Genomic DNA, 13,201 nt, shown 5'->3' with positions numbered 1-13,201 from the left:
TGTTTTGTAGAAAGGAGTCAGGACCAATGATCCGGATTCAAGAGCTCGAAAAATCTTTTCGTCTGCAAGGCCAGACGCTCCCAATTCTGAAGATTGATGAGTGGTCGGTTGCGCCCAAGGAGCGAGTAGCCCTCATCGGCCCGAGCGGCAGCGGCAAAAGCACCCTGCTGCATATCATCGGCGGCGTCATCCCGGCAGATCAAGGTGAGGTCGTCATAGACGGGCATCCGATTGCTGCATGGCAGGAGTCCAAGCGCGATGCCTTCCGGGCGCGTCATATCGGGTATATCTTCCAGGATTTTCACCTTATTCCTTCACTGACCGCGAGACAGAATGTCGAACTCGTGCTTGACGGCTCCAGGAAGCCCTCTTCCCGTAAGTCGCTGATCGACGATTGGTTCGAGCGTGTCGGGTTGCTTGACAGAATGAACCATCTGCCGTCGGAGCTGTCCAGGGGTCAGCAGCAGCGGGTCGCGATGATCCGTGCGCTGATCAACCGTCCCCCGGTGGTGCTGGCTGATGAGCCTACAGGCAGCCTGGACTGGGAGACGGCAAGCTCTGTGATGGAGCTGCTGCTGAGCTTGTGCGCGCAAGAACGACTGACTCTGCTCACAGTCACGCATGATCTTCATCTTGCGCAGCAGTTTCCCCGCATCGTCAATATGACGGATATTAACCTGCTGATTGCTGCCAAGCCGCAAGGATCAGGGAGGGCAGCCGTATGAACGGATGGATGCTGATCCTTCGAAACGTCCTGCACCGCAAGACGCTTTCCCTCCTGACGGTGCTCGCAGTAGCGATCACGATCTCGCTGTTCGTGCTGCTGCTGCAAAGCCGGGAAGCCGTGGAACAGGGGGCTCAGAAGGGCTACGGGCCGTTCGAGCTGGTAATTGGGGCAGACGGGAGCGAGTCGCAGCTCGTGCTGCACTCGTTCTACCGGCTGGGGACGCCGACAGGCAACATCCCGCATTCGGTGCTGGAGTCTCTGCAGCGAGAGCCTGAGATTGAGGCTGCGTATGCGATGACGGCAGGCGATCAATTTAACGGCTTCCCGATCATCGGCATCGACCCGGGATACTTCCAGACTCGGTATGCCGACCGCAGCTTGGCTCAGGGGCATCTGTACAAGCAGCTCGGTGAAGTCACCGTAGGATATGAGGTGGCAAGAAAGCTGAATGTCCGGGTCGGGGACGAGTTTCATGGCGGCCACGGTCTGGTGGAGAGCCACTCGATGGACGAGGATGAGCATGGGGAAGAAGAGCATGACGCTCACGCAAGCTTCTCCTATCACGTCGTAGGCATCCTGCCCAAGCTGAATACAGCCGACGACCGGACGGTCTTTACGACTGTCGATCATGCCTGGGCTGTGCATGCTCACCAGTCGGAGCAGCGCGATGTGACGGCTGTGCTGGTCAAGCCCCGTTCGCTGCTGGGTGCGCAGATGGTTAAGCTGAAGTACGACAAGCTGGAGAAGGTGCAAGCCGTCTATGCTAGCAAAGCGGTCGGAGACGTGCTGAATTTCGTCGATACGGGGACGCAGCTGATCCTGATTGTCATGCTGATCTGCGTGCTGCTCGCTGCAGTCTCCCTGCTGCTGTCTCTGACGGCCGCCGTTCAGGAGCGGAAGAAGGACGTGGGGCTGCTGCGGCTCATCGGGAAGAGCCGTTCGTATATCCTGGGCATTCTTGTAGGCGAAGGGGCTCTGCTGACGGCTGCCGGACTGGTGTTGGGCCTGGTAGCGGGCCACCTGATCGGCTGGTTGATCAGTGATCCGCTGTTCATCTATGCGGGTATCCGGCTTGGCGGTCTTGCTCCGGCAGGGGACCTGCTCCTATTGACGCTGGGCACGCTCGTGCTCGGTGCCGTTGCCTCGCTGATCCCGGCAGCACGGATTTACCGGGTGGATGCGCTCACTTTATTTCGACATTAAGCATAAACGGGGTGGAGTCATGACGAAGCAAGTCTGGAGGGCCGCACTATGCGCGGCCCTGATGATAGTGGCCGCCGGCTGCGGACAGGTGAAGCCGGGCACGGAGGCCGGTTCGTTCGCAGAGGCGGGCAAGGGAACGGCAGAGCCGACGTCCAAGCCTGCAGCCGGGCAGCAATCGGCTGCAGGCTCGACAAGCCAGGCTGTGGCAGACCAGTCCGCAGCGGCAGGGACGAGCAGCGCTGTGAGCGCCGGGCCGGAGAAGAAGGCGGAGGCGCCGGAAGCAGCCAAGCCGTCCGAGACCTCGTCGGCACCGGCCAACCAGGCCCCCGCAGGAGGCGCAGCGGAGCAGCCGCCTGCTGCGCAGACAGCCGACCGCGTCGCCTCTCCGCAGACTGCCTCCTCGCAAGCCGGCGGAAGTACGGCGCCACAGGGGGCTCCGCCGGCAGCAGCTCCCGCCGCTGAAAGCACGACTCCGCCTGCTACGGCGGCCGTGAAGGCGCCTGAGCAGGCGGCTGCCCCGCAGTCAGGCCAAACGCCGCCTGCGGTCAAGGCAGAAGCGCCGGCAGCCGGTCAAGGAGCGAAGGCAGAGAGCGGGCCGCCCAAGATCAAGTGGCAGGACTTTTTCGACGATGACAAGCAAAACCGGCCCGCTGAAAAATTCTGGGATCTGAGCGAGCAGCATAAGACGGTGCAGATCAACGGCTATATGGGCGAGGTGCTGTCCTTCGACAAGCATTGGTTCCTGTTGATCCCTCAGCCAGGTGCGGAATGTCCGTTCGATAACGGCGACGAAACCTATTGGAACAAGATCATGATGGTTTTTGTGCCGGATGATGTGAAGCTTCGTTATACGTCCGGACCGCTCAAAATCACGGGGAGGCTGGATGTCGGCATCAAGGTGGACGAATCGGGCTACAAAACGATGTTCCGCCTGTACGACGCGAAATTCGAGCCGATCAAAGAATAGGCGAAAAGCTCAGTTGGACCTGTGTCCAGCTGGGCTTTTTGGCATTCTTTCTCACGCCGGACGAATAGTGATATAATAGATTGATTTCATAGATTGATAGAGGGAGAGACACTATGAAGTGGAAACCATTCATTCGCGAGAACGGACTTCATTTATCATGGGTCGTTGCACTGGTCGCGACGCTGGGCAGCTTATATTTTTCTGAAATTCTGCATTATGCTCCCTGCAAGCTGTGCTGGTATCAGCGTATTCTGATGTACCCACTGGTTCTGCTTCTCGGTATCGCAGCTGTGCGCAAGGACAGACGCATCTACCTGTACGTGCTTCCGCTCTCGGTGTGGGGCGCCGGGATTTCCCTGTATCACTATCTGATGCAGAAGACCGAATGGTTCAAAGACGGGGCGAAGGCTTGCGGACTGGTGCCTTGCGATGTCGATTATATTGACTGGTTCGGCTTTGTGACGATTCCATTCCTGGCGCTTGTGGCATTTGTGCTGATCAGCGGGCTGATGGTGCTGCTGTGGAGAGCGGAACGGGGAGAATCCGGGAAGTAGCCTGCAGACGCGAGCCGGATAGCGTATCAACGCTGCATACTGCGTAAGTGGCAGGGACCGGGCAGGACTGGACTGGCTTGAACAGGCTCTTATCAGGAAGTTATGGGGTAATCATCAGTCGTCTAGTCAGACACTCTTTAGTATACTGGTTCATAGATGAAGGCTGGTTATCTAGAATTAACCATTTCATCACGAAATTACATAGAGATAGACTAGGGTTTCGTCATTCGGCCGATTCGCTTAATCGCAAGGCTTTCTGTGACTGGAGGAGACATCATGAGAAAAAATACGGGCGCCTGGTTCACGCTGGCTGCACTGACGGCTGTGCTGGCCGCCTGCAGCGGGAGCGGAAGCGGCAATGAGGCATCCTCTTCGCCGCCGCTCATCGGCCTTCAGCAGAAGGAAGCTCCGGCCTCCGATATCGTACCTGCTCCGCCGGTTACTCCGGTGACGTCGGACGTCGGGACGGACAAGGCCGCGGATAAGCCTGGGGACCAGGCTGAGAACGCGCCGAAGCCCCCCGCTGAGCCGTCCAAGCCGGCTGCATCCGCTGCCAAGGAGACGGCCACAGGGTCCGTCTACAATGGTGCCCGCAATCCGGCCGGCACTGCCGTCTCAGCGAATGTGAAGAAGCCGCAGGAACCCGGCACAGGGGACCGTAAGGCGCTGTCCTGGTATTACATGAAGAAGGGCAAGGGCCAAGTGCCGGGCTTCCCGGCTGAGACCAAGACCTTCACAGAGGACATGAAGGCGTTATGGGTAGGCACCGGGAAGAAGGTTTACCTGACCATAGATACGGGCGGAGAGCTTGGAGATACGGATAAACTGGTGAAGGCGCTGAAAGATAACGATGCCAAAGCCAACTTCTTCATCGCCGGCTATAATGTGAAGAAAAACCCGGACTTTGTGCGGCAGCTGGTGAAGGACGGACATCTGGTTGCCAACCATACGATGACGCATACGGACATGAATCTGCAGACCGACGACCAGGTCCGCAAGGAGATCAAGGACTACGAGGAGCTCTATAAGGACGTGACGGGGCAGGAGATGCAGCCGTATTTCCGTTTTCCCTACGGACGTTATAACAAGCATCTGCTCGAATTAGTATCGGGTATGGGGTATTCGTCGGTCTTCTGGTCCACCGCGATGCGCGACTGGGAGCCGCGCAAGAACGGCGCCGAGGATCCGTATAACGATATTATGAATAACCTGCATGACGGCAATATCATTCTGATGCATCAGGGCTCCCCGGAAAATATTCAGGCGCTCGACCGCATCGTCAAAGCGATCAAGAAAGCCGGCTATACGCTGGCGCGGCTGGACGATATCGAGCCTCCGAAATAACAAATTAGCGAGGCATAGGAAAGGCCAGGGGCTGCCTAACAGCAGCTCATTAGGCATGTCTATGGTACATTTCCTCTCCGGTTTACATATTCTGTAGAGCAGGAACCGGTCTTACACATCCTATCATGAAGGAAGCGAACATACGTGCAGCAAGCGATTGCCATATTGGATTCAGGGGTCGGCGGACTTACGGTGGCTAAGGAAATCATGCGCCAGCTGCCGCAGGAAAAAATCCTGTACTTCGGCGATACGGCCCGGGCGCCTTACGGCCCGAGAGACGCTGAAGAAGTCATCACTTTCACGCATCAAATCGTCGATTATTTGCTCCAATATCAGCCCAAGATGATTGTGATCGCTTGCAATACGGCGACGGCTGTTGCGATTGAGGAGATTCGGGCACGACTGCCGGTTCCCGTAGTCGGAGTTATTCATCCCGGTGCGCGAGCTGCCATCAAGTCGACCCGCAATCAATTCGTCGGTGTGATCGGCACGGAAGGCACGATCCGCAGCGGTGCTTACGAGCAAGCTCTGCGCCAAATCTCACCTCAGATTCAAGTGGTGAGCATGGCTTGTCCACAATTTGTTCCGCTTGTCGAGCGAGGGCAGTTCCGCGCGGATCGGACGACCCAGATCGTAGCGGATACGCTGGAGAGCCTGAGCAGCGTTCCTCTGGATTGCCTGATTCTCGGCTGTACCCACTACCCGTTCTTATCCGATGCTATCGCTCAGGCGATGGGACCGAACGTGAAGCTGATCAGCTCCGCGGACGAGACTGCAAGGGAAGTGAGCACGATTTTGTACCATAAGGGGATGCTGGCCAAAAGCCCCGTGATTCCCGTGCATCAATTTTTCTGCAGCGGTGATCCGGTCATGTTCCGGATGATCGCCCAGAGCTGGTTGAATGAACAAATTCGGGTGACACCCGTTGTCTGGCAGGTTCCGAATATTATTTAACCGTCCGGCATATGTTGGAGAAACGCGCTGCTAGCGGCGCGGGCACCATGCCGGAGGTGGATCTAAGCATGACATTCCCTTATAGGATCGGGCGGGGAGATACGTGGGAGCGCATCGCGCTGCGGTACGGACTGCCCGTAAGCGAATGGTTCCGGGTTAGCCGCGAACTGAGGGAGCGGCAAGGACTGTATGGGCAAAGGCAGGTGTCCGCCGGAAGGAAAGCGGTCCAGCCTGCGTACAGCAGCTATGTGCTGAAAGCAGGCGATACCATCGACGGGGTAGCCCAGAGGTTTGGGCTGGAAGGGGCTGAGCTGCTGGAGGTCAACCCCGGTATTCACCACCGGCATCTGCGTATCGGACAAACCATCGTACTGCCGCAGGTTCACGAGATTATGCAGGCCGAGGGAGAGGGCTATGGCTACGCAGCACTCGTCTCCCAACTGAAGCGGCTCCAAAGGGATTACCCGTTCTTGGAAACCGGATCAGTCGGCCGGACTGTGCTGGGGCAAACGATTCCTTATATCCGGATTGGAAGCGGAAGCCGGGAGGTTCACTATAACGGCGCATTCCATGCCAATGAGTGGATGACTTCTCTGCTGCTCATGCAATTCGTCGAAAGCTATGCGGCCGCGTGGCGCAATGGTGACAAGATCGCCGGCAGGGACGCTAGGAGGCTGGCTGAGGAATCGTCACTCTGGATCGTGCCGATGGTCAATCCAGACGGGGTAGACTTGTCACTGCACGGAGTGGCTTCGGGTCATCCGTACTATGAACGTCTGCTGGCGTGGAACGGAGGCTCAGCCGATTTCTCCGGCTGGAAGGCCAATATCCGCGGCGTTGATCTGAACGATCAGTTTCCCGCATACTGGGAGACGGAGCGGGATCGGCGTGACGTCGCCGGGCCAGGGCCACGCGACTATACCGGAGCAAGCCCGTTATCCGAGCCGGAAGCGGCAGCTATGGCTGCGTTCACGGCCAGCCGGGATTTCCGATTAGTGATGGCCTTCCATACCCAAGGCCGGGAAATCTACTGGAATTACCGGGATTATGAGCCCGGGGAATCCGCGGCTATGGCGCAGCGGCTGGAGGAGCTGAGCGGTTACCGAGCCGTGAAGCTGACAGGCAGCGATGCAGGCTACAAGGACTGGTTTATCCGGGAATACCGAAAGCCTGGCTTTACGATTGAAGCTGGCTTCGGGGTTAATCCACTGCCGGTGGAGCAGCTAGGCTCCATCTATCGCGAGCTGCTGCCGCTTCTGGTTGAAGGGCTGCTGTTATGAACATACGAAGACCGCCGGAAAATTGAAACCGGCGGTCTTTTTTGGGGTATTATACATTAAACGAACTTAAGGGGGGAAGCGGAACATGTTCAAGCGATTAGGTTCTCTTCGTCAATGGGGCCATGTGTTCCAGCGGATCATTCCGTTGCTGCGCTCCTCGCGGGTACCACTGGGTGAGAAGCTGCTGTTCATTGTGCCGGCGCTGGTGTATTGGATAGCGCCGGACTTGATGCCTCTGATGCCCATTGACGATATCGCGGTTACCCTGCTGCTGATGAACTGGTTCACCGAGCGGGCTGAGCGGAAGTACGGGGCGTAGGGGCGACCGAGCCGCTATTTGTATACGGGCGGCTCGACCTCGTATTCCTCCGCGGGCATGCGAATCCATGTTTTCAGGTAGCCCTGCTCGTAGAGCGCTTTGATCAAGATGATCAACACGGGCGACAAGATCAGCCCTGCTACTCCGAAGAGCTGCAGCGAGATAATCATGAAGGACAGCATCGTGAAAGCGGACACGCCCAGTGAATCTCCGGTAATCTTGGGCTCGAGAATTTGGCGGGCCCCGATGACGACAGCGAGCAGGACGGCCAGCCAGATCGCCAGCGTCGTTTGTCCGACGACGAGCAGGTAGATGATCCACGGGATAAACAAGGTAGACACGCCGAGCAGCGGCAGCACGTCAAAGATAGCCGACAATAGGGCAATGGAGAAGGCGTTATTCACTCTAAGGGCTAGCAGGGCGACGAAGATAACGAGAAAGGTGATGCTGATCAGCTTGGCTTGCGCCTTTATGTAAGTTACGATCCCGAACAGGACGTTCTCGCGCAAAAACTGAAACGCCTTCTTGAACGTCTTCGGCGTCTTCTCAGAAGCGATCCGTCTCCAGGACTGGATCTCGATGCTTAGGAAATAGGCCAGAATAATGCCGATTACAAAGTTGACCACGAAGGTGGAAACGGAAGTCAGCATGCCGAACAGATTGATTAGAAAATATCTGGCGAGGTTGGTGACCTTCTGAATAATATCCACCGAGTATTCCTTAGCCTTCTCGACGAGGTCCAGATCAACGGGCAGTGAACCGAGCAGCGACTGGATCGAGCCGGAGCGGCTCATGACTTCTCTCTCCAGCACAACGGCATAATCCGGAAGCTTGTCCGCAAGCCAGATGATCTGGGTGGTGAAGATGGCGCCGAGACCCGTAATCAGCCCCAGAATGACCACGACGAATACCAAGGTCGAAATGGCGGCAGCGATTGATTTGGCAAGACCTCTGCGATGCAGAAATCGCGCCAGTGGCTCGTTGATGAGGTAAATGACGAACGCGATAAAGATCGGCTTGGCTACATTGTAAACGTGGCTGAAAACGAACATAAACAGGTACACGGTCAACACAAGCAGCGCCATATCGAAAATCGTCTTGTAATATTTCTGATAAAACGAAATCATCCGTTCACCTTAGCCTTTCGGTCGGGTCGGCGCTCAGCCGCCCATCGCTTCATGATCTTATTGTCTTCGGGTTCATTCCTTGTTGCTTGCTTTCTTCATATTAAAAGACCGAAGGTTTCTGCGCAAGTCGCTATCCATGACGAGGACGGATTTCTTAGGTTTCAGTGTGACATCCTGTTGATGTTTATTCTTGACTGTTCGATCTATTATGTGTAATATAAGGACAGAAGGGAGGGAAACTAGATGGCAAGAAACAAGGAGTTTGATGCGACCGAGGTCCTGCATAAAGCTATGGAAGTGTTTGGTCATTACGGATACGAAGGTACATCTCTCCAGAATTTGCTTGAGGGATTGGGGATTGCGCGCCAAAGTCTGTACGACACTTACGGGACAAAGAGAGATCTCTTCATCAAAGCAGTGAAGCATTATGTGGAAGAGAAATCTTTGGCGGTTGTTTCCCATCTCGATCGTGCGGAGTCTGCTAAAAAAGCGATTGCTGAAATTTTTCAGATTATTGTGTCGGCCTTGCAGGATGAAGAACGGCGCAAGGAATGTTTGATTATTCATAGCGCCATCGATCAGGTGCCTCACGATCCTGAGATCGCTGCGTTGTTTGAACGCGATCGCATGCTGCTCGAAAAAGCCTTCTATGAGGCGCTGCTTCGTGCTCGTGAACAGGGAGAGCTAGGTCTGCATCAGAACTTAGATGCGCTTGCACGATATTTATACCATGCGCGATACGGGTTGACACAGGCGGCAAAACTGTCCAATGATCCTAAAGTTTTGGAAGATTATTCATCCGTCGTACTCTCTACACTTGATCATTGACTGATAGAGCAAACAGGGCCATTTTATTTTTTTGGAATAATGGTCTATTTATTTAACTATATTAGACTGATCGATCAAATAAGTGTTTGTTATGCTGTGGCCTTTTATTTTTTTTGATTAAATTAGACTGTTTAGTCCGGAATAAGAAGGAGATGTAGACATGAATGTTAGCAAGCATAAAGGTCTCGCATTAATGCTTCTGGCAGTATCCCAGTTAGTACTGGCGCTCGATTACACGATTATTTTTGTGGCACTGCCTTCTCTGGGAGCCGATCTGGGGTTCTCCGCCAACAGTTTGCAGTGGGTGGTTAGCGCGTACTCGCTTGTTTTCGGCGGTTTTTTGCTGATCGGTGGACGATTGTCAGACTTGCTCGGCAGGCGGAAAATGTTTATTGTCGCAACAGCCATTTTCGCCCTAGGCTCATTACTCGGGGGACTTGCAACCTCGCAAATGATGCTGATTCTAGCAAGAGGACTGCAGGGTCTCGGGGGAGCGCTGCTCTCGCCAGCGACCTTGTCACTGATTATGTCCAATTTCAATGAAGGGACCGAGCGCAACCGGGCCATGGGAGTTTGGGCGGCTACAGGAGGCGTCGGGCTCTCTCTCGGATTGCTGCTTGGCGGCGTGTTGACCAGCTATATCGGTTGGGAGACCACTTTTTACGTCAACGTACCGATAGCGATCATCTCGATCTTCCTCGCTCCGATTGTACTTGTGGAGAGCAAGGTCGAAACGAAAAAACGGCATTACGACGCGGCAGGCACGATATCGGTGACGGCGGGCATGATTCTTATCGTGTATTACTTGATCGAATCTCCAATGGAGGGTTGGCTCAGTGCGGGGACGCTGCCGTTCGGTCTGCTCGGCGCCGCCTTGCTCCTGCTGTTCGTCTTCATTGAAAATCGAACGCAAGAACCTCTAATCCCATTCAGATTGTTTCGCAATCGCAACCTGACCGGAGCCGCATTGATGGCGGCCTTATTCTCGGCTTCGTTCGGTACTCTGTACTACTTTTTGACCTTGTATACGCAAGAGGTATTGCACTATTCGGCCATTCAATCAGGTCTAAGCTTCTTGCCGCTAACGATCAGCGCGTTCCTTGGCGCAAGGCTGATTAATAAAATGTTATCGTCTGTCGGCGTGGCTGGGACGATTGCGATCGGTATGGGGCTTGGAGGGATCGGGTTCTTCATGTTAACCGGGATATCCGTTTCCGGCAATATATGGAGTATCATCCCGGGAACCGTCATCATCGGCATCGGGCAGGCGCTAGTATTCACCACGATGTTTATTGCAGGCAGCACGGGAATCGATCCGAAGGAACAGGGCGTGGCATCCGCGATGATCTCGACCGGCCAACAAATTGGCGGTGCAGTCGGCTTGGCTGTCATTATGGCGATCATTTCCGCCAGTCTCCGTTCAGACGCAACGTTGGAATCGATGGCACCCGCAGATCTCACTCAAGCCATTCAAACGGCTTTCATCATAACCGCCATCGTTACGGCACTGGCTATTCTCGTTTCCTTCGTCACGCTGAGGCAGAAAAAAACGGCTCACGTTGATATCAATATCGGTGCGCCCCATTAATAGCACCATGTAAGTTTCTCCTGTCGCATGGTGACCGTATCACAGATGAACGACAGGTTTCGGTGTGACGGGTTGCTTTCGCCGCGCGGTTTTTATACAATAAGGAGAAACGCCAAGTGGGAGAAGTGACATAACGATGAAATGTAAAATATCGCGCAACGCGGCTAAGGTATTGCTGGCCGAAATCGACAAAGAAGAAAATAAAGAGCTGAAGCTTCGCGTCTATATTACGCACAAGCACGGAGACCATGCCCATTACGGCATGGGGATGGACACGCCTACCGACAATGACGAAGTCGTCACAACGGATAGCGGCATCGAGGTTATTCTGCAGAAGGACGAGCCGATGTTAGATGGCATTCGAGTGGACTATTTCTACGTACCGGAAGAAGGATTTGCAGTTACGAATCCAAGCAAGGGCAATCACGGGGACCATTGATTAGGCCGCGCTAAGAAAGGGATGGCCGCATGGCTAACGATATACGCGTTTGCGACAAGTGCAAGAACATGAGAATGAAGACTACACTGCCCAAGCTGCAGAAGCTGGCCCCCGACGCCGAGATCAAGGTGGGCTGCAAGTCGTATTGCGGACCTTGCACCAGATTTGCGTTCATCTTCGTCAACGGCCGGTATGTGACCGCTCCAACTGAGGATGAGGTCATTAAGAAAGCAAGTAAGTATATAAAATAGAAATATATACCAAATCCCCGAGGCGTAGGCTTTCGGGGATTTTTTTGGCATGCATGTAAAGATAGAAATAGTCTATCGGTAATGGCAGGCATGATGTATAATAAGTCACTGTATGTATTTTACCCTAGGTTAATAAAAGGAGTTTTACCTAATGCTGGAATCGATGTTCCGCAATAGCCGATACCGGATAACACGGTTCTGGCAAGATTACCATCCCATCGTACATGTGCTGCTCGTAGGTACTGTACTGGCGCGCACCGCATCTTCCATGAGCATGCCCTTCCTGGCCATCTATTTATCGCGGGAGTCCGATCTCAGCCCGGTGCTGATCGGGATGATCATAGGTCTGGGTTCGCTCGCGGGAACGTTCGGGGGATTTATCGGAGGGGCGTTGTCGGACCGGCTGGGACGCAAGGTCATCATGATGGTGGCGTTGGTCGGCTGGGTCGTCGTCTTCGGGGGATTTGCAGCCGCCAAGGCCCCGATTGCCTTCATGCTGCTGAATATGCTGAACGGGCTATGCCGCTCCTTGTACGAGCCCGTATCTCAGGCGCTAATGGCGGATGTTACGCCCAAGGAGAAGCGGCTCCGGGTGTTTTCCCTGCGCTATCTGGCGATCAATATCGGGGTAGCGGTGGGCCCGCTTCTCGGCGCTTTCCTGGGTGCCTTCGAGGCATGGCTGCCGTTCCTGATCACCTCCTGCATCTATCTGGCGTACACGGTGATTCTGTATATCCTGCTGAACGTATTCGGGATTACCAAGATCGAAGGGGAGACCCGCACAGGCGCAACCGTAGCCTCAGCCTGGAAGATTATTGCGAGAGACCGAATTTTCCGTTATTACATCGGGGGAGGGATTATTGCCGCTATCGGGTACTCCCAGATGATGGCCACCTTGTCGCAGTATGTGTCCCAGAGTGTAGCAGACGGAGCTATGCTGTTTGCATGGCTGATGAGTCTCAATGCGGTGACAGTTGTCGTGCTGCAAGTGCCGCTGACGCGCTGGTCGGAGAAGCGCGGGCCTCTGACGGCCATCGTGACGGGCGGGGCCATGTTTGCGCTGGGTGATCTGGGATATGCGATCGCAGACAATACGCTGCTGTTCCTGCTGTCGATGTTCGTGTTTACGATCGGAGAAGTTCTAAATTATCCGGCGGCCAATGTGCTGATCGACCGGCTCGCACCTGACGGCATGCGCGGGACTTACTACGGCGCGCAATCATTCTCCAATCTCGGCCATTTTATCGGGCCTGTGCTGGGAGGCTACTTGCTGGCGGAGTGGGGGGGAGGACCTATGTTTGCGACTATCGCAGGAGTTACGCTGGCAGGACTTTATTTATATTGGAAAGGATTTCAATTCCACAAAATAATTCGAAAGTCCTGACATAATTCCTGAAAATAGTCATAAAGAATTATATATACAAAGGTCCTGATCTTTTATTCTTAATAAAGAATGTTGAGCGGTAAAACGATTGAACGTACTCGATAAGGGCAAACCAGGCGAAAGCCTGCGGACGCAAAGCTACAGGGGCTTAGGCGCATGAAGGAAGCGCGATGCCAGCCAGCTACCGAAGGAACGGAGCGATTCCTGAACGATATTCAGAAAGCGACTCCTGTGCC

Annotated in this window: 14 protein-coding genes and 1 riboswitch; of the genes, 13 read left to right on the top strand and 1 reads right to left on the bottom strand. The window is 54.7% G+C overall.

The features are described 5' to 3' along the window. Window positions 1-26: 26 nt before the first annotated feature. From WMW72_RS00565 to WMW72_RS00530, 8 genes are all read left to right on the top strand, one after another. Window positions 27-725, top strand: coding sequence for an ABC transporter ATP-binding protein (locus tag WMW72_RS00565; protein WP_341413458.1), 699 nt, complete (start codon window positions 27-29; stop codon window positions 723-725). Beyond that, window positions 722-1,930: an ABC transporter permease gene (locus WMW72_RS00560; RefSeq protein WP_341413457.1), complete on the top strand. Its 1,209-nt coding sequence runs from the start codon at window positions 722-724 to the stop codon at window positions 1,928-1,930. The genes WMW72_RS00565 and WMW72_RS00560 overlap by 4 nt, the downstream gene beginning before the upstream one ends. Before the next feature lie 19 nt (window positions 1,931-1,949). After that, window positions 1,950-2,897, top strand: a complete 948-nt coding sequence (locus WMW72_RS00555; protein WP_341413456.1) for a hypothetical protein — start codon at window positions 1,950-1,952, stop codon at window positions 2,895-2,897. Window positions 2,898-3,010: 113 nt separating this feature from the next. Continuing rightward, on the top strand, window positions 3,011-3,451 hold the full coding sequence (locus tag WMW72_RS00550) for a disulfide oxidoreductase (RefSeq protein ID WP_341413455.1): 441 nt from the start codon (window positions 3,011-3,013) through the stop codon (window positions 3,449-3,451). Window positions 3,452-3,727: 276 nt separating this feature from the next. Continuing rightward, window positions 3,728-4,795 carry a delta-lactam-biosynthetic de-N-acetylase gene (locus WMW72_RS00545; RefSeq protein WP_341413454.1) on the top strand — a complete coding sequence of 356 codons (1,068 nt, stop codon included), beginning with the start codon at window positions 3,728-3,730 and terminating at the stop codon, window positions 4,793-4,795. Window positions 4,796-4,939: 144 nt separating this feature from the next. Next, window positions 4,940-5,749 carry a glutamate racemase gene (racE, locus tag WMW72_RS00540; RefSeq protein WP_341413453.1) on the top strand — a complete coding sequence of 270 codons (810 nt, stop codon included), beginning with the start codon at window positions 4,940-4,942 and terminating at the stop codon, window positions 5,747-5,749. A gap of 68 nt (window positions 5,750-5,817) precedes the next feature. Then, window positions 5,818-7,029 (top strand): M14 family zinc carboxypeptidase, encoded by a 1,212-nt coding sequence (locus tag WMW72_RS00535; RefSeq protein ID WP_341413452.1) that lies wholly within the window; start codon window positions 5,818-5,820, stop codon window positions 7,027-7,029. Window positions 7,030-7,114: 85 nt separating this feature from the next. Beyond that, entirely contained in the window at window positions 7,115-7,348 is a 234-nt protein-coding gene (locus WMW72_RS00530) for a hypothetical protein (RefSeq protein ID WP_341413451.1), read from the top strand. 14 nt (window positions 7,349-7,362) lie between these two features. Here WMW72_RS00530 and WMW72_RS00525 read toward each other — a convergent pair whose 3' ends face one another. Continuing rightward, window positions 7,363-8,475: an AI-2E family transporter gene (locus WMW72_RS00525; RefSeq protein WP_341413450.1), complete on the bottom strand. Its 1,113-nt coding sequence runs from the start codon at window positions 8,473-8,475 to the stop codon at window positions 7,363-7,365. A 243-nt stretch (window positions 8,476-8,718) separates the two neighbouring features. Here WMW72_RS00525 and WMW72_RS00520 point away from each other — a divergent pair, with 243 nt between their 5' ends. From WMW72_RS00520 to WMW72_RS00500, 5 genes are all read left to right on the top strand, one after another. Next, on the top strand, window positions 8,719-9,303 hold the full coding sequence (locus WMW72_RS00520; RefSeq protein ID WP_341413449.1) for a TetR/AcrR family transcriptional regulator: 585 nt from the start codon (window positions 8,719-8,721) through the stop codon (window positions 9,301-9,303). Between the two features lie 160 nt (window positions 9,304-9,463). Beyond that, complete coding sequence (locus tag WMW72_RS00515; RefSeq protein WP_341413448.1) at window positions 9,464-10,891, top strand: MFS transporter; 1,428 nt, start codon at window positions 9,464-9,466, stop codon at window positions 10,889-10,891. Window positions 10,892-11,027: 136 nt separating this feature from the next. After that, entirely contained in the window at window positions 11,028-11,330 is a 303-nt protein-coding gene (locus WMW72_RS00510; RefSeq protein ID WP_341413447.1) for an iron-sulfur cluster assembly accessory protein, read from the top strand. Between the two features lie 29 nt (window positions 11,331-11,359). Further along, window positions 11,360-11,581: a YuzB family protein gene (locus WMW72_RS00505; RefSeq protein ID WP_341413446.1), complete on the top strand. Its 222-nt coding sequence runs from the start codon at window positions 11,360-11,362 to the stop codon at window positions 11,579-11,581. Window positions 11,582-11,732: 151 nt separating this feature from the next. Continuing rightward, complete coding sequence (locus WMW72_RS00500; protein WP_341413445.1) at window positions 11,733-12,965, top strand: MDR family MFS transporter; 1,233 nt, start codon at window positions 11,733-11,735, stop codon at window positions 12,963-12,965. 96 nt (window positions 12,966-13,061) lie between these two features. Beyond that, window positions 13,062-13,154: riboswitch (cyclic di-GMP riboswitch) on the top strand. The last annotated feature ends 47 nt before the right edge of the window (window positions 13,155-13,201 follow it).

This window comes from Paenibacillus filicis (assembly GCF_038070315.1).
GTDB classification, from domain to species: Bacteria; Bacillota; Bacilli; order Paenibacillales; family NBRC-103111; genus Paenibacillus_G; species Paenibacillus_G filicis.
This window is presented reverse-complemented; position numbering and strand designations above follow the sequence as displayed.

Coding starts and splice junctions, on each gene's coding strand:
- WMW72_RS00565 (WP_341413458.1), top strand. CDS start 27: ATGATCCGGATTCAAGAGCTCGAAAAATCTTTTCGTCTGCAAGGCCAG.
- WMW72_RS00560 (WP_341413457.1), top strand. CDS start 722: ATGAACGGATGGATGCTGATCCTTCGAAACGTCCTGCACCGCAAGACG.
- WMW72_RS00555 (WP_341413456.1), top strand. CDS start 1,950: ATGACGAAGCAAGTCTGGAGGGCCGCACTATGCGCGGCCCTGATGATA.
- WMW72_RS00550 (WP_341413455.1), top strand. CDS start 3,011: ATGAAGTGGAAACCATTCATTCGCGAGAACGGACTTCATTTATCATGG.
- WMW72_RS00545 (WP_341413454.1), top strand. CDS start 3,728: ATGAGAAAAAATACGGGCGCCTGGTTCACGCTGGCTGCACTGACGGCT.
- WMW72_RS00535 (WP_341413452.1), top strand. CDS start 5,818: ATGACATTCCCTTATAGGATCGGGCGGGGAGATACGTGGGAGCGCATC.
- WMW72_RS00530 (WP_341413451.1), top strand. CDS start 7,115: ATGTTCAAGCGATTAGGTTCTCTTCGTCAATGGGGCCATGTGTTCCAG.
- WMW72_RS00525 (WP_341413450.1), bottom strand. CDS start 8,475: ATGATTTCGTTTTATCAGAAATATTACAAGACGATTTTCGATATGGCG.
- WMW72_RS00520 (WP_341413449.1), top strand. CDS start 8,719: ATGGCAAGAAACAAGGAGTTTGATGCGACCGAGGTCCTGCATAAAGCT.
- WMW72_RS00515 (WP_341413448.1), top strand. CDS start 9,464: ATGAATGTTAGCAAGCATAAAGGTCTCGCATTAATGCTTCTGGCAGTA.
- WMW72_RS00510 (WP_341413447.1), top strand. CDS start 11,028: ATGAAATGTAAAATATCGCGCAACGCGGCTAAGGTATTGCTGGCCGAA.
- WMW72_RS00505 (WP_341413446.1), top strand. CDS start 11,360: ATGGCTAACGATATACGCGTTTGCGACAAGTGCAAGAACATGAGAATG.
- WMW72_RS00500 (WP_341413445.1), top strand. CDS start 11,733: ATGCTGGAATCGATGTTCCGCAATAGCCGATACCGGATAACACGGTTC.